The following is a 16551-nucleotide window of genomic DNA, read 5'->3' on the forward strand; positions in this document are numbered from 1 at the left end:
CTTTGGTCACTAACCAGCAGAGAGCTGTTGTAGGGGGGCTAATCGCTTGGTTTATCTGCCCTTATAAGGCACCGCTTGGTGCCTTTTTTCATTGTTAAATTAGTCATTTAGTATGAAATAAAAGCAAATGGAATCTAGGTAACGGTTTGGGTTTATAAAATATGGTGAAGGTCGCATTATAAGTAAAGGTTTTGATATAGCTTCGCATGATATTACCAACAGCATAAATATTCTGTGCGGAGATAACTTGTTGATAGGTTTGTAATAACTGTAAGACATACCTTGATACAGGAAGCGAATAAAACCAATAGAGAATGACGATGGAACTTGTACAAAAGAAAGGATCGAACAAACATACGTTTACTTTTTATGATGATTATTTCAATTACGCCGTAAAAGACAAAAATGGTTCCGGTGACGAGAACTATCGATATGCCGATTTTCCCAGCAAGTCATCAGTCGTCATTGAACGTAATGAGTGGCTTCGAAATGTGGGCGCACTGTGGATTGTTATTGGTCTTTTCCAAATAGGCCACGCTATGTATTCTGGCGTGCCGTTAAGCGGTAAAGGTTTTTGGATGGTAATTGGGTTGGTGTGTATCTGCTGGGCGTACTTTTCCACCGTAAAATACAGTGTATTTTCAATGGAACCGATGAAAGTCTATGTCATACAAGAAAGGTATCACGATGTGATCATTGAAGAGATCAAGGGCAGACGCATTCAACAGCTTCTTAAGTACTACGGTGATGTAGACCCAGAGAATGATCCGGAAAATGAGATCAATAAATTCCATTGGTTACAAAAAGAAGGCGTGATCAGTGAGCAAGAATTGGAGCAAAAAATAGCAGAAGTTGAGTTTCTAAAACATGAGACGCAAGCTCAGTACATAAATTGATGTGAAGTGTATTTGAGTTCAAGTAGCAAACTGCTATCAAAACAGAATAACAATAAAGGCACCGATTGGTGCCTTTATTGTATATTGGTTCAAAGCTATTTTCCCATATGCTCGTGACGCATTTTAGTCAGCATTTCTAGTCGTTTTGAATACTGTTTTTGGAATGCTTTTGGATCAGTACCTTCGGAGACTTGAGCATAAACACGCATCTTGTTACCGCCGTAGATCTTCGCTAAGTCCTCGTTACTGTAGCCTCGTGCCCACAAGTCATCAGTGATTGCGGCTAAGATCTTGGATAGTTCGCCGTTGCCTGTTGCGCCCTTGTTGAAGGCATCAATCATGTAGCCGCCATCGTCATACATCTTGGCGTTTTTCATCGCAAAATCGACCACGCCTTTTGTTGAGAACATGTCATCGGTTGCGATACCAACATGGTCAACGCCAACCAATTTCACATAGTAATCAATCATATCTGCCGCTTGTTTTGGTGAGATGTCCTCAGGCCATACACCATCCATCATCCACTCAGTAAAGGTTGGTGATACGTAACCGCCTGACTTCGCAGCACGAATCGCTTCATCATCAGGGATTGCACGGTAACAGCCTTTTGGTGTCGCATCGGGTGCACTCTTATACAAACCCGCTGGGACTGAGTGAGAGTAGATAAATGGCGTTCCAGCATGGTTCTTTTCCATGTAATCCATCGCATCATTCGCGGTCTTGGAACCGGTATGGCTCAAGTCGAGAATTACACGGTATTTCACCATCTCATCGATCACCGATTGACCCCAAGGCGTTAAGCCAATATCTCGACCATTATAGGCAGCTAATTGACCTGAACCAGTGCGAAAAATATCGTTGTACGCCAAGATCATGCTTTTCAAACCCATGTCTTTAAGCAGCGCCATACGAGTCACGTCTTCTTCTAAGATGGTGGCAGTTTGGCTATTCCAAAGAACGGCAGTTTTGCCTTCTACATGCGCTTTCTCAATGTCTTGGTTGGAATGGGCAACAATAAAGTTGTCCGGCTCTTTTGCCATGGCTGCGCGGTGTTTGTGGTGGTGGAAAATGAAATCATCAAAGCTATGGTCAGCCGCAGTAATCGTATATTCATGACCAGTAATGCCGTTATCGCGTGCTAACTGGAAGTAATCGAGAAGTTGCTGATCGTCTGTCCAACCAGCGCCATAAGGGCTCGCTAGCATGCCAATTACAATGGTGTCTTGAACAAAGGCTTTCGCTTTGTCTGAGGTTGGCCACGTTTTGCTTTCTACGCTGGCGTAAGCGGAGCCCATTGATACGGCGATAGTGATTGTTGCCAATGACATTTTTTTGATCATAGTAACCTCTCAATAGTGAGTGTAAGTCCGTTTATTTTGATGGGTGCATCTAGCGTTTAGAGATGGCTTTTGTCGTTAACGGTTTAATTCAACTAATTGAATATTAGTCAAAACTCACGTTCTTGCTGCCAATCTCTAAGCGATAACGGAAACTTGATGTGAAATACGATCTATGGCTCAAATTTTTGCCTTAGCTTCACTCAAGCGATGTGGTTATCTTAGCCAGTTAGGAATGTGAAAATGTGCATTTTGCGCCACGTGTCCTATCTTTTTAAAAGCCAGTCAAGTAACGTCAGAAGTAGTGTAATGAAAAGAGACGTGTTGAACTTAGGAGAAGGTGTGAGCCATTCCATCCCATTGATTAGAAAAACAATCGTGTATGATTTTCTCGGTCAGTTAGTTCTGGAACCTAAAGCATTGACGCAACTGCAAGAACAAGCCGACATGCCATTTGCGCTAGACACTTCAACGGCTGAGCTCATCCCTTTCCATGCATTTTCTCGGTTGCTATCTGGGTTGAGGCATCACTTAGGCGCAACGGTATTTGTCTCTTCATTACAACGTATCGCGAGGCAAACGAGTCTTAATTTAAAGTTCAATCAAGCCACGCCGGAAAACGTCGTAACGAGCTTAGGGCTAAGAGCCTTGAGCGTTGAAACATCAGCTCATGTCACTCGAGTAGAAGCTCATGCTAGTGTTTTTGAGCAAATAGAGGCAGAGCTGTTTCTAACGGTTTATCTTCATGCGTATCTGAAAGCTTGGTCCCCAAATCTGCAAGAGCCGAGCGCTTATTATCTGCTTCACCCGCAAGGTCAGTCGTTAAATGAGCTCCAAATCAGAAACGATATTCCGCAGTTTCTTGGTCAAGAACATTTAGCGCTGGAGTATCCCGTTTTAGAAGGGATTGAAAGCATAAATGTACACGCTGAGGACAAGCCTTTTGCTTACTATGTTGAACAAGCTTTGTCTGCGTATGTAGGGCGAGTTGATATGTCTTTGGAAGTGTTTAGCGAGTTAATAGGCATTTCAAAGCGCACGGTGCAGCGCAGTTTGAAGCAAGAAGGCACCAGTTTTCGAGAGGTAAAAGAGGCGCTCAATTTTGCTTTTGCCAAACGTGTTTTGATTCAAAGAAACAGTGCCGTTGGAGATATTGCTGTGCACTTGGGATACGCTGATGCCACTCAGTTTGTTCGCGCATTTAAACGTGCAAATGGCATCACACCCTTTCAGTGGAAGAAAGCTAATCAATTATCGAGCTAAGTTGACCAAATAAATCTGTTTGATCTCTATCATGTTTGGCTACATAACCATTTGAAAAATATAGCGCTTTCAATAGTGTGGGAGAAAATTAAAAAGAAGGGTAGAAGAACGGATGTTTTTACTCATCGCAATACTTGCAGGGGTAGCGGCGTTAATTTGGTTTTATCGAGAAGGGCAAGTCATTGGCTTGAACCGGATCCTCGGCATACTTTATTTTATTACTTACGCTGTGGTGTATTTGTACGTTCCACCATTTCTCGAAATGGGGCATCAATACATTGGCAAAACCTACGAGCTGATCCCCATCGCCTGCCTTTATGGCATTTTGCACCCAGATCCTGAAGAAGCAACGACTGAACAGAAGGCGATAACCTTTTTTTCATGGTGTGGCTTGGTCTTTATTAGCTGTTTCTTGTTGTATTTCAAAATGAATGTCTGGTGAGAAACTAGGGTCTGTTGATCTTTCGCGGTTAAATTTTGTTCGGATGGGGACGCCTAGTCAAAATCGTTTTAGGTGAGGCAAGGAGTGTGTCGCCTAGTCATTCTAAGCAAATACTCCTTAACAAAGTATAAAACGATTTTAGCCGGGGGCGCCTAGCCGAACCCTTTGGGCAGCGTTTGTTGGTCATTTCTACTGTGTTATCGACTTCTCATGTAGGCTAGCTACACAGCAAAGTCTCTGTCTTGTATAAATATTCAACAATTCGCTGCAAAAATCAGCTCGAAAGGTCAACAGACCCTAAAATACTAAGTTCAAGGAAGATAAATGAGTGCCAGTCACTACCTAAAAGAGCTACGCAGCAAAGTTGGTAATCAAGTATTAATGATTCCGGGCGTTGCTGCGGTGATCCTCAATCAAAGCAAGCAACTTCTGTTGCAAAAGAAATCTGATGGCAGTTGGAGTTTGCCTGCAGGCATGATTGAGCCAGCCGAATCACCTTCGCAAGCCGTGATTCGAGAAGTCAGAGAAGAAACCGGACTCGCGGTTGAAGTTGAACGTGTGCTAGGTGTTTTTGGTGGGGAAGGGTTTGGTTTTACCTACCGAAACGGCGACCAAGTTGAATACACAGTGATCATGTTTAAGTGCAAGCAAACAGGGCTGGCCAGCGAGGAAATAGACGACGAGACTATCGAGTTGGCTTGGTTTTCCAAATCAGACATGCCAATGCTTGCGTTACCTTATCCACTTGAATGTTTATTTTCCGAGAATGAAACTCCAATCATTTCTTAAAAATAAATGAGTTGTGAATTATTTACCCTGTTGATTTTGTGAGAAAGATTATTGAGGTGTTGAATTAAAGCTGCCAGAATCCAATATTCGATGCTGATTATTCATTTGGCGTCATTGGTTGTCATTTACAAACAGAGAAAAAATATGTTTAAAAAAGCACTCGTTCTGGCTCTTCCGATTGTATTAGCAGGTTGTTCTGCTCCTAAATTCACTGCTGAGCCTATTGCACAGTCGAATCAAAGCAAAGAAATCACTATCGTAAAAGATGATGCGACAAGGGAAGTGTTCATGGATTCGCTGCAAGAATGGTGCTTAGACACGGCACGCAAATGTACTGTTGTAAGTGACGGTACAGTGCCTAAGACAGACGAACTGACGTTAACTTATGTTTCACGCTGGAGTTGGGATTTGAGAACGTTTATCGCTGATGCAAAAATTAACGCTTACAAGAACGATCAGAAAGTCGGCCACGTTGAATTTAAAGCGTCCAACAATGGTAATTTAGACAAATTTGGTACAGATACCAAGCGTATTGAGTCGATGATTAAGATCTTATTTGGAGAGCAGACAATTAGCGATGCTCAACAGAAAATCAAATCTGGTGAAATCTAAATACACAGCTTAAGAACACAATGAAAGCTCAAAAGTAATGCCTTTCTTTTGAGCTTTATTTTTTGTGATATTTAAGCCTGAATAGATGGTGCTATATGGAAATAGTTAAAGCTAACCTCAGTCATTTAAAAGTGTTTGAACAATATGTTGAAAAGTGCGCTCAAGCAGGAATGGAAATGTACATTGCCGCCCAAAGCGACAGTGAAGCGCTGCTGAAAAAAAGAATTGGATACGCCAACGGTGAAGGTTTGCCCGAAGGCTGGACGCCATCTGCGACTTACTTCTGTATCGAAGATGGGGTGATACTTGGTTCGATTCGAGTTCGCGAAGGTAACAATGATTACCTTGAAAAAGTGATTGGGCATATTGGTTACGAAACCGCGCCAGATGCGCAAGGAAAAGGCATCGCAACAACCATGCTGAACTGGGTAAAGCTCAAAGTTATTCAAGATACCGTGATCGTGACTTGTGATGTGAACAATATTGCTTCAAGGCGTGTGATTGAAAAGGCGGGTGGTGAGTTTCTCAATACGTTTTATTCAGAACAAGACCAATACGAAGTACGCCGTTATCGGTTGATGACTGAGTGACATCACGTTGTAAATATTCAAACACTTAAGGATAAGGAATGATTGAAAGGAAGCGCGGAATTTACCAAGGAAGAAATAAATCATCGGCCTATAAAGACCTCGTTTGGACTGTCGCGACGTCTTATGACACCTCTCTTGATATCGTTGGTCAAACTGAACTGACGCTGCAAACCATCGAAAACAATTTGATCGAATTAGGATCTGATAAAACGCGAATCGTGAGTGCACAAGTTTACATCGCTGATATGAAAGAAAAGCCAAAAATGGATACGGCTTGGTGCGAGTGGATGGGAGCAAATCCAGATCATTGGCCACAACGTGCTTGTTTAGGAGTGGACTTAGAAGGGGATGTTTTGATTGAAATTACGGTGACTGCAGTTAGAACTGAACCATCGAGTGATTTTAAAGTTTCATTCAGTTAAGTTGAACGTTATTGGTTTGAGCTGAACGAAAATCAGGATATAAAATGTGCCGCAATGGTGCTTTTTGTTCCTTTATAGGTCAGAACACTTAGTGCATGCATTGTCGCTTCGCAATGAAATCGATAAGCTGTTGGGCATCTTGTCAAAATAGTAATATTAGGAAGCGCATCATGGAACTAGATATCTACCAAGTTGACTCTTTTACTACTGAACCTTTTAAGGGAAACCCTGCCGGAGTCTGCATCTCACAAGAGCCGTTACCAGAAGCGCTGATGTTCTCTATTGCAGAAGAAATGGCAGTCTCAGAGACCGCTTTCTTATGTTTGAAAAATAGGCGACTACGTTGGTTTACACCAAAAGTGGAAGTGGCATTATGTGGTCACGGTACGTTAGCAACGGCACAAATCTTAAAAGAGAAGGGCTTAGCGAACGTTGGTGACACCATTGAATTTCAAACGCTTTCCGGTGAGCTTAATGCGAAAGTAAACCCATCCACCATTGCGCTCGACTTTCCCTCAACTCAGCTAGAAATGCATGTTGAACACGATGCAAAAATACTTGCAGGGCTTGGTCTCAGGGTTGAACAAATCGTTTCTTACGGACAGTTTGATGGCAAAGGCTTTATTGAAGTCGACAGTGAGCAAACCGTGCTAGACCTAGCGCCTAACTTTGAAGTATTAAAGAACATCCGAGGACGTGGCGTGGTTGTGACCGCACAATCAAACTCGTCAGATCTCGACTTTATCTCTCGTTATTTCGCACCTTGGGTAGGAGTAAATGAAGATCCCGTCACAGGCTCGGCACATTGTGCGCTGACGCAGTTTTGGTCGCAAAAGCTGGGGCAAACACAGTTCCGAGCGTATCAAGCGTCAGCACGTGGTGGTCACTTACAAACCGAATTACTTGAAAACGGACGCATTAAGCTGGTTGGTTCAGCAACTACCGTGATCAGCGGAAAACTTAAGGTATAACTATATGAAACAATCCATTATCCACATTGCTTTGGTCGTTAAAGACTACGATGAAGCGCTTGAATTTTACTTGAATAAGCTGAACTTTGAACTGGTCGAAAATACTTACCAGCCAGAGCAAGACAAACGTTGGGTTGTGGTTTCTCCACCGGGCTCAAATGGTGTGACTCTGTTACTTGCGAAAGCGTCGAAGCCAGAGCAGCATGACTTTATTGGGAATCAAACTGGCGGTCGCGTTTTCCTATTTTTGAATACCGATGACTTCTGGCGTGATTACAACCGAATGGTAGAACAGGGCATTAAGTTTGTTCGCCCGCCAGCGGAACAAGATTATGGTACGGTAGCCGTGTTTGAGGATCTTTATGGCAACCTTTGGGACTTACTAGAGATGAGCCTAAGTCATCCCATGGCCGCTCGTTTGTAATCATCCACGAGTTGGTGTTAATAATCTCGGCAATAGACATGCTTTGTTTTGAAAAAATCCGTCGCAATATGAATGTGACCTATATCACCTTATTAACGAATCATATAGAATGGCGGCCACATTCAATATGACCTTTTTTAACAGTATCTCGAAAGTAAATTAAGAGCTTGTTATTAAAAGAAATTTACTTCGAGGGCACTGCTATCATTAGTACAAACAATATCACCATGCAATTTGGTGCTGAACCATTGTTCGAAAACATCTCTGCTAAGTTTGGTAACGGTAACCGTTATGGCCTGATTGGTGCGAACGGTTGTGGTAAATCTACCTTCATGAAAATCCTGAGCGGTGCATTAACACCAAGCTCAGGTAACGTTTCTATTACCCCTGGATTAAAACTCGGCGTGCTAAGCCAAGATCAGTTTGCGTTTGAACAATATAGCGTGATTGATGCGGTGATCATGGGCGATCGCAAATTGTGGGAAGTGAAGCAGGAGCGTGATCGCATCTATTCACTACCAGAGATGAGCGAAGAAGACGGCATGAAAGTGGCGGAGCTGGAAAGCGAATTCGCAGAGATGGACGGCTACACCGCAGAAAGCCGAGCGGGTGATATTTTGCTGCAAGCGGGTATAGAAGAAGAGTTACATTTCGGTCTGATGCAACAAGTCGCTCCGGGCTGGAAGCTGCGTGTTCTTTTGGCACAGGCGTTATTTGCTAATCCAGATATCTTGCTACTCGACGAACCAACCAACAACTTAGATATTCATACAATCAACTGGTTGGCGGAAGAGTTAAACCAGCGTAAGTGTACGATGATAATCATCTCGCACGATCGCCACTTCCTGAACTCAGTGTGTACGCACATGGCAGACATCGACTACGGTGAGCTACGTATTTACCCAGGTAACTACGAGTACTTCCTTGAAGCATCGGGTCTGCGTCGTGAGCAGCTTCTGGCTTCTAACGCTAAGAAAACGGCTGAAATTAACGAATTGCAAGACTTCGTAAACCGCTTTGGTGCGAACGCGTCGAAAGCCAAGCAAGCCAGCTCTCGTGCGAAGAAGATGGATAAAATTCAATTGGACGAAGTGAAAGCGAGCAGTCGTGTCAGCCCATCGATTGATTTTGGTGAGGGTAAAAAATTGCATCGCTTAGCGCTTGAACTGCAAGACCTTGGCCATGCGTTTGATGACGAATTGTTATTCGAAAATGGTAACTTGCTACTAGAAGCCGGCACTCGCTTAGCGATCATCGGAGAAAACGGTGTCGGTAAAACAACATTGCTGCGCTGTCTCGTGAACCAACTAGATCAAACTCAAGGTGTTGTTAAGTGGTCCGAAAACGCATCCATTGGTTACTGCCCGCAAGACAGCAGCGCAGACTTCGATAATGATCTGACTATTTTTGAGTGGATCTCACAATGGCGTACTGTGAAACACAATGACTTAATGGTGCGTGGTATTTTGGGGCGCTTGCTCTTTACCGCTGATGATGCGAACAAAAAAGCCAAAAACTGTTCTGGTGGTGAAAAGAACCGCCTACTATTTGGTAAGCTGATGATGCAAGACATCAATGTACTGGTGATGGATGAGCCAACCAACCATATGGATATGGAAGCGATTGAAGCACTAAATAGCGCATTAAAAGTTTATACTGGCACTTTAATCTTTGTCAGCCATGACCGTGAGTTTGTATCATCGCTGGCGACTTCGATTATTGACGTGAAAGACAAAAAACTGGTGAGCTTCCAAGGTACGTTTGAAGAGTACATGGCGCATCAGCAAAAAATACTTAGTGCTGCGTAGCCAAGCGCCCGGTCATCGCGAATAATTGGATGTAAAGGTCGTCATTACGACGAAGGAAACTAAAGGTTATTCGCAATAGTGAATTAATCTAAACCTAATAAAGGTACGGTGGTGAGTACAACGCTCGCCACCCATAAGTAAGGAGCCGTTCATGAGCCATGAATTTATGACCGACGAAGAACGAATCGAATTGCAGAAAAACAACCCACTGCACGGTCTTAAATTAGAAGACATGTTGAAGCAGCTTGTTGACCATTACGGTTGGGAAATTCTAGACACTGCAATGCGTATGAATTGTTTTAACACCAAGCCAAGTATTGCTAGCAGTGTTAAATACCTGAAGAAAACGGAGTGGGCTCGCGAGCGTGTAGAGAACTTTTACCTATACCGCTACAAGCGCATGCCAAAGGCGTCTGAATACGAATACAACCTACCACCACGTGCGCGCACTTTCCGCCATGGACTAGAACCACGTGAGCCAATGGAATTAACAGTAGAATCGATCCTCGCTTCACAAGCGAAAGCGGCCTCTGCTCATAAAGAGCGTTCATCTAAGCAACGTGCTGATCGCGCTCGTTTTAATAACCGTCGCCGATAGTTCTTATCCTGTCAGCTTGCCTATCTGATTAAAGTGTCGGCCATCAATAGCCTCCATGAAAAGCCAAACATCGTTGTTTGGCTTTTTTATAAGCTTTTTCATGTTGCTTTGTTGTTTGCTAACCAGTAGAGCGCTTTAGTGATTGTTTAACGGTAACTCATAAGTCACCTGCCGCATTCTATTTCGTCGATGATGATATCGGCGAAATAGCAGCCTGCGACAGCGTTAGCATAGCGTTGTTCACCTCTTCGTTGGGTGTTATTGAACTAGCATTGCCGCTAGTCCAAATTACATTAGCTTGTATGGCAAGGGTTACAACAGTAATAGCATCCGTTAATTCGGTGATTTGGCCACCTTCTTTTCGCCTCTGAGACCGCACCTCGACAGTCATCATGATATCCGAGATCGATTTGATTACTTATATCTGGCATATGAGAGCAACCACTATTCTTTTGGTGAATTTCATGGTCACGGTTTGATTGTGGATTTTGGTTAATAATAAAGTGAAACATTATCATATTCCATTTGTGAAGAACCACTTTAGACAATAAACCTTAAAGTACTTGACGTATGCGGGTAATTACATATTGTTAAGTAAGAATTTACTGATTTAATCAAGCAGAATTTAGCTAATTTAATATCATACTTTAAGTGCAACACTTTTATCGACATGTATGAGCATAGCGATGGTACTTTATTGGTTGCCACGGCAATGGCCAATGAATGATATAAAATGTAACAAAAATAAGAGGTTAGAGGGTTATTTGATTATACATGTTGCCGAGACTTCGTATGGTTCTAAGAAAATAGAGGCTCGCCTATTTCTAAGGTTTGTGATGATAAGATTCTTTCTTTACGAATCAAGTACAAACAAGAATAAGCATTATCCTATAATCGATATCGTTAATATTAAAGGGAGAGTAGGAAACTTTCTATAATCAAATTAATGGAATCTGACTTATTATTTATGTTGTTCTGAATAACAATATTTACATCTTGAGTTTATAATTGTACTGAGAATGTAAGATAACCTTGGTTAAGCGATTAATACTTAAATCTTTGATTTTTTTTCTATTTCTTAGATTTTTCATCATAGATGGCTGGATTATTAAGCTTAAGGTGTCTTATGTTATCGTTGCGAGACTTCGTCGGATAAATTTTTTACTAAAAATACACATCCCGAGTCGAAAAAGCTATTGATGGATACTATAAAACTAGTGTTACAAGATGGATGGATTAATGGATTTTTCTGAAATACTGTATGGGTTATGTGTTGAAAATAACCTTTCAAATAATGAAGCAGTACGTTTATTGCATAATCATAATCACAATGAGTTTTGTAAGTTAGATTCGGTTACTTTTTCTAGGTGGAAATGTGGTTATTCAAAACCAGCTTTTTACAAACAGTTATATGTTGTTAAGTATTTAGGGGGGAGTTTCTATAAGTTTATTTTAGAGAACGATTTTGACTGTCAAAGTAAATTATGTATGAGGCGTCAAACGATAGTAAGAGGTTTCATAAGAAGTGTTGATTTCTCTATGAATGCTTTCTCTTACGGTCAATGCTTTAATGAGTATGATTTAGAAATAAGTAAACATTCATTTGCTGAACATCAAGAAATTTTTGGTAGATTTTACCGTAATATAGATGCATTAGAGGACTTTAAAGATGAGATCTATAAAAAATGCAAAAATATAAGTTATGAAGTGATTATAGTTAAAGATAAAGACAATATTATACTTGGACATTTGGTTAGAAATATCAATTTAGAAAAAGTGGTCAGAAATCAAAAATACTTTATAGATTTACATAAAGATAAGATTAAGAAGAGTGTTTTGATTAATTTGGCATATTACCAAACTTCTAAAATTTTCTTTGAAATTATAGTATATGCAATTGCAAACTATGTGCTTGATTGTATCAATGACAAAGAGGTTGCTTATGTTTTTGTTCCAAGCTTAAAGCCGATTCTTAGATTATGTGAAAGCATATTTGAAGCTAAAGTAATTAAATGTTATCCATCTAAGAGTGGAAATACAGTTGGAGTTTATTTGATGGAGTTTGATATAATGAAAATTATCGCTTCTCCAATTATTATAAAAGAACTTCAAAAAAGTATTAAATGTGTGCTTAGTAGAAAAAAAGTTGATTATAATGGTCGATTTTTATCAAACTCAGAAAGTCCAGAAATTATAGTTAAAGAAACACTTTAATTCAGATAGTCATAGTCAGATAGAATGTCACTAAAGAACAAAGGTCACTCTAGCTATTGAAAACTAGTTATCTTTAAATTATTTCGTAAGATCAGTCTTTTGCATACCAAGAATCTCATCACAATCCGCTCCAAGCTCTTGACTAATGTCTTCGTTAGACCAATTTAGTGCTTTCAATTTCATCATCAATTGAGCTGTTGACTCTTGGTGAATACCTCTTGCCAGATTGTGTCTAATGGATGAGTAGAGCCTTTGATCCAGCGTTTTTTCAAGTGTAATAATCGGGGCGTAACCTTGTAATGATTCATGTATGTCTGGATCTGTTTTAATCAATTGGTTTCGATGGTAACCATCAATAATGGCTAAATTTTGAGAGGCGCGCAGTCTACCAGTTATAATTGGCATGGTGATACCATCTTTTATTATAGAGTTGCGTAAAAGTTTGTATTCAGGGGAAGCGACATTATTTGGTTTGTAAGCGTTATCTAGTAATAACTTTTCGTTTCTGACAAGCTTTACATTTAGAGCAGGGTGATTAAAAGGTACAAGGTTTGCGATATAATTTGATATAACATTGTATATCTGAACCTTTTGTTCTGTGTTAAGTTTTGTTAATTCTAAATTTATTAATGTCGTTAATAGTGTTCTAACTTTGTCATCGTATGTCATTGTATCTTCCCCTCAAAGTGAGATGTTCTCCAAATATAGAGTGACGTATTGTTGAGGATGCTTTGAACTACTGCCATTAATTACCTGAGGTTAGTTTTACGGAATTAAATAGCATCCTCATGTTCTAATGATTTTAGCTAGGCTTTTTAATTATCACGAAAAACTAGATTAAAATTCTTTGAAATTCTATAGGGCTTCTCCTTCGTGTGTGTAATATTTTTCTTAAAGTATTGTGGTGGATTATATACTCTAAATGGGTTATTTGTGCTTCTATAGATAGATGGTTTTTGTATTTTCAACCAAATGCACTGGCTTACAATTTCTTATCTTTCCTGATTTTTTATGAATACTTCATGATTCTATGTAGGAAGGTTTACCTTTGTTTGTAGGTTGTTTATTAAATTTTTATTTTTGTGTTCCATGATAAATAAAAAAGAGATAATGTTTCCAATTTCGACCCTAAGCAATTTTTTTAGACTGTCGTCGTCTCAGGAGTTTACGCACGTACACGTATGTGATATCTGAGAGATAAGGGACCTTCGGGTAATCTTGATAATGTGCTACATCTGCGCGAGACGATGATAAAGACAGGGTATTTCGGTGAGGTAGGTTAGGCAAAGGTCGCAATTCTATTGGGTCTATTGCGCACTATGCGGACCCATTTGATATGAAAATTGACCCAGAAGATGACTCGGTATTGATAATAGGTTTTTGGTTTCTACAGGTAGGAAACATGACGGATAGTTTGTTTGTTACACCTTCAGAGACATTGACTGCTCGATGTTTCCATTAGTGTCGATAACGTTAGGAGCTTGATTTTGGGAGCGCACTTATAAATAAAAGTAACGCATAGATACATACATTAAATACTCACGTTCCAGAAGGGTTAGAAGGTGAGGCTTGATGTCGATTTGGGTCTATGCGCGTTCAATAATAATTCAAATATAAATAGATTACTCAATAAAATCGATGATAGTTAGTTGTGCGATTGAAAATGAACGCAACGAACAAATGGATGTGGATCTCTGTAAACAAAATACTTATCAGGAAGTATTTGAGGATACACAGAGTAATTAAGGATTGAGATATGAAAGAGATAACATGTTTGGTTGTTGATGACCATCCGCTAGTTTGCAGTGCCATTAAAAACATACTGCTCGATTGTGAGCAAATAAATGATATAGTTATTACTAATACTTTTCGAGATGGTTTGGACATAATAAAAAACAGGCAGATCGGTCTTTTATTGTTAGATATTAATCTTTCAGATGGTGACGGGTTTGATTTTCTAAAAAGAGCTAGAGCGTATGGGTATGATAATAAAGTCATCTTTATGTCTGCTGAATGTCAGAAAGTATATAAACAACTAGCTTTTCGAGCAGGAGCTGATGCTTACATTAGTAAAGTTGAGAGTAACGAAGTTTTCTCTGATACAGTTAAACTTGTCAGCAAAGGGTATACCTTTTTTAAGTTTGATAGTGATACAAGTACACAAGAACCACCTAGTCTCTCGAATAGAGAGAGTGCGGTGTTAAGGCTTCTTTTAAAAGGGTATTCAAATAGGAAAATTAGTGAGTTGCTCTCGATAAGTGATAAAACGGTTAGTACTTATAAGAGTAGGATTTTAGTAAAGTTTAACGTTGGTAATATTTTAGAGTTAAATCAAGTAGCTGGTTCAGTAAATAATAAATAAATTAATTGCTTAGCCAAGTAGCCTCAAGGTGAAAGGTCTTTGCCGTAGGTTAGTTCTTCTCTCGGTTTCATCTCTCTAGCGTGTGAACCTTTTTATTGCCTCGTGAATACGTGCTTCGTTGGGCATATCTCAATACGAGGTCACTTTTTCCGAAGCACGAGCAATCTTTATTCTATCAAGAATTCAGTTTAATGATGGAAGAATAAAGCCGCTCTGGGTTTGGTTGGCGATTGAAACGAGCTTGGAAATTTTCCACGACATAATCAATAAATGCGCGCAACTTCTGCGATTGCTCCTTGTGATAAGGGTAGATGATATACAACGCGTGCTTTTCCATTTGCCACTCGGGAGTGATTTCAACTAACTCGCCCGACGCTAACTGAGGTTCGACAAAGAAATCTGGCAGTAAGGCGACACCGTGTCCCGCACATGCTGCTTGGGTAAGTGCCAAACCACTGTTGACGGTGTAAACACTTGCAGGAAGGTCGACTTCCAATACTCTGTTGCCATTTTGAAATGTCCAACGGCGAGAAGTTGAGGAGAGGCTGTAACTGAGCAGGCGATGGTTTACGACATCACATGGAGACCGAAATGGCTCAGACTCTTCAAGATATTGAGGAGAAGCACAAAGCACGCGGCGGATGTCCAGTAGCTTACGCGATCGCAGGCTAGAGTTACCTAATTCACCTCCACCACGAATCGCAATATCGACACCTTGTTCGATCAAATCAATGTGTTCATCACTCATGACAACTTCGATGGACAGCTCTGGATGCAGCTTCATGAACTCGCAGATGATGGGGTTCAGTTCAATCAAACCTAATGACATCGGCATGCTGATTTTAAGTGTGCCCTTTAAGGTGTGCGAAGATTAAATCACCGAACGATCCGCATTGTTGAGTGCATCAAGAACCTGACATACTTGCTGATAATAAAGCTGACCATTATCGGTAATGTGTAAGTTTCGTGTGGTTCGGTTAATCAGAGGGCTTTTCAAATAGCTCTCTAATTCATTGATGTTCTTGCTGATGGCTGCTTTTGAAAGGTTTAAATCTTCTGCAGCAGCGACAAAACTGCCTAGCTCCACCACTCGACGAAATACGGTTAATGCTCTGATCTTATCCACGCAGCGGTTTCCTCACATTCTTATTGTTCACTAATGGTGAACTATATAGCCACTATTATAGTGTTTATTCACTAATGGGAGTTAATTAATATCACTTCATTCACTGAGTGCCCGACATAAGTAGGGGCAAACGTAATTAGGATTCCACTATGAAAAAGATCGTCGCATTTACTGGTAGCAACAACAGCCAATCAATCCACAACCTATTGGTTCAAGCGTTGGCAAACCAAGCTACCCAAACAGAAGTAAATACCATTGACCTAAACGACTTTGAATTGCCAATGTACGGTTTGGACGTTGAAGGTCAGGGTATCCCAGAAAACGCACACAAACTGCGTGCAACGTTAAACGAATACGATGCGATCATCATTGCATCACCAGAGCACAACGGCTCAATGCCTGCATTCCTGAAAAATGCGATCGACTGGCTATCACGCGTTGCGCCTCAAGGTACGTCTTTCTTTGGTGACACGAAGAAACCAGTTCTACTGGTGAGCACATCTCCAGGTGCAAACGGCGGCGCGACTAACATCAAAACCATGGCTGAGTTGATGCCTTGGTGGGGTGGCGATGTAAAAGGCACATACAGCTTGGGCGGCTTCTACGACAAGTTCCAAGAGGGTGAATTTGACGCCGCAACCTCAGCGGAACTGAGTGAGCTAATGATGTCTTTCGAGAAGTCTCTTTAAGTTATCTA

General features: G+C 40.7%; 16 protein-coding genes and 1 pseudogene. 14 read left to right on the forward strand and 3 right to left on the reverse strand.

Annotated elements, in window-relative coordinates:
* Window positions 1-320: 320 nt before the first annotated feature.
* Window positions 321-896: a hypothetical protein gene (locus C1S74_RS19190; protein ID WP_045396933.1), complete on the forward strand. Its 576-nt coding sequence runs from the start codon at window positions 321-323 to the stop codon at window positions 894-896.
* 95 nt (window positions 897-991) lie between these two features.
* Here C1S74_RS19190 and C1S74_RS19195 read toward each other — a convergent pair whose 3' ends face one another.
* Window positions 992-2236, reverse strand: coding sequence for a dipeptidase (locus C1S74_RS19195; RefSeq protein ID WP_045396935.1), 1245 nt, complete (start codon window positions 2234-2236; stop codon window positions 992-994).
* 240 nt (window positions 2237-2476) lie between these two features.
* Between C1S74_RS19195 and C1S74_RS19200 the strand changes: the two genes are divergently transcribed.
* The 11 genes from C1S74_RS19200 (at window position 2477) to C1S74_RS19260 (ending at window position 12366) form a co-directional block, all read left to right on the forward strand.
* The gene (locus C1S74_RS19200) at window positions 2477-3496 is read left to right on the forward strand and encodes a helix-turn-helix domain-containing protein (protein WP_052437282.1); all 1020 of its coding nucleotides are present in this window, start codon (window positions 2477-2479) and stop codon (window positions 3494-3496) included.
* A 112-nt stretch (window positions 3497-3608) separates the two neighbouring features.
* Window positions 3609-3938, forward strand: coding sequence for a hypothetical protein (locus C1S74_RS19205; protein WP_045396937.1), 330 nt, complete (start codon window positions 3609-3611; stop codon window positions 3936-3938).
* 324 nt (window positions 3939-4262) lie between these two features.
* Window positions 4263-4727, forward strand: coding sequence for an NUDIX domain-containing protein (locus C1S74_RS19210; RefSeq protein ID WP_045396939.1), 465 nt, complete (start codon window positions 4263-4265; stop codon window positions 4725-4727).
* Between the two features lie 144 nt (window positions 4728-4871).
* Complete coding sequence (locus C1S74_RS19215) at window positions 4872-5339, forward strand: Sbal_3080 family lipoprotein (RefSeq protein ID WP_045396942.1); 468 nt, start codon at window positions 4872-4874, stop codon at window positions 5337-5339.
* A 95-nt stretch (window positions 5340-5434) separates the two neighbouring features.
* Window positions 5435-5929 carry a GNAT family N-acetyltransferase gene (locus tag C1S74_RS19220; protein ID WP_045396945.1) on the forward strand — a complete coding sequence of 165 codons (495 nt, stop codon included), beginning with the start codon at window positions 5435-5437 and terminating at the stop codon, window positions 5927-5929.
* 38 nt (window positions 5930-5967) lie between these two features.
* Window positions 5968-6351, forward strand: a complete 384-nt coding sequence (locus tag C1S74_RS19225) for a RidA family protein (protein WP_045396948.1) — start codon at window positions 5968-5970, stop codon at window positions 6349-6351.
* Between the two features lie 170 nt (window positions 6352-6521).
* The gene (locus C1S74_RS19230) at window positions 6522-7322 is read left to right on the forward strand and encodes a PhzF family phenazine biosynthesis protein (RefSeq protein ID WP_045396951.1); all 801 of its coding nucleotides are present in this window, start codon (window positions 6522-6524) and stop codon (window positions 7320-7322) included.
* Between the two features lie 4 nt (window positions 7323-7326).
* On the forward strand, window positions 7327-7746 hold the full coding sequence (locus C1S74_RS19235; protein ID WP_045396954.1) for a VOC family protein: 420 nt from the start codon (window positions 7327-7329) through the stop codon (window positions 7744-7746).
* A gap of 203 nt (window positions 7747-7949) precedes the next feature.
* Window positions 7950-9554 carry an ABC-F family ATPase gene (locus C1S74_RS19240; protein ID WP_082037664.1) on the forward strand — a complete coding sequence of 535 codons (1605 nt, stop codon included), beginning with the start codon at window positions 7950-7952 and terminating at the stop codon, window positions 9552-9554.
* A 166-nt stretch (window positions 9555-9720) separates the two neighbouring features.
* On the forward strand, window positions 9721-10152 hold the full coding sequence (locus tag C1S74_RS19245) for a VF530 family protein (protein WP_045397630.1): 432 nt from the start codon (window positions 9721-9723) through the stop codon (window positions 10150-10152).
* A 1239-nt stretch (window positions 10153-11391) separates the two neighbouring features.
* The gene (locus tag C1S74_RS19260) at window positions 11392-12366 is read left to right on the forward strand and encodes a hypothetical protein (RefSeq protein ID WP_045396961.1); all 975 of its coding nucleotides are present in this window, start codon (window positions 11392-11394) and stop codon (window positions 12364-12366) included.
* A gap of 78 nt (window positions 12367-12444) precedes the next feature.
* On the opposite strand, the gene C1S74_RS19265 is transcribed toward C1S74_RS19260, so the two are convergent.
* Window positions 12445-13035, reverse strand: a complete 591-nt coding sequence (locus C1S74_RS19265) for a ParB N-terminal domain-containing protein (RefSeq protein WP_082038991.1) — start codon at window positions 13033-13035, stop codon at window positions 12445-12447.
* A 1087-nt stretch (window positions 13036-14122) separates the two neighbouring features.
* On the opposite strand from C1S74_RS19265, the gene C1S74_RS19270 reads away from it, so the two are divergent.
* Window positions 14123-14728, forward strand: a complete 606-nt coding sequence (locus C1S74_RS19270) for a response regulator transcription factor (RefSeq protein ID WP_045396963.1) — start codon at window positions 14123-14125, stop codon at window positions 14726-14728.
* A gap of 175 nt (window positions 14729-14903) precedes the next feature.
* On the opposite strand, the pseudogene C1S74_RS19275 reads toward C1S74_RS19270, so the two are convergent.
* Window positions 14904-15854: pseudogene (locus tag C1S74_RS19275) on the reverse strand (LysR family transcriptional regulator).
* Between the two features lie 149 nt (window positions 15855-16003).
* On the opposite strand from C1S74_RS19275, the gene C1S74_RS19280 reads away from it, so the two are divergent.
* Entirely contained in the window at window positions 16004-16543 is a 540-nt protein-coding gene (locus C1S74_RS19280) for an NADPH-dependent FMN reductase (RefSeq protein WP_045396965.1), read from the forward strand.
* Window positions 16544-16551: the final 8 nt, after the last annotated feature.

Origin of the sequence: Vibrio hyugaensis (assembly GCF_002906655.1) — a bacterium.
Lineage (GTDB): Bacteria > Pseudomonadota > Gammaproteobacteria > Enterobacterales > Vibrionaceae > Vibrio > Vibrio hyugaensis.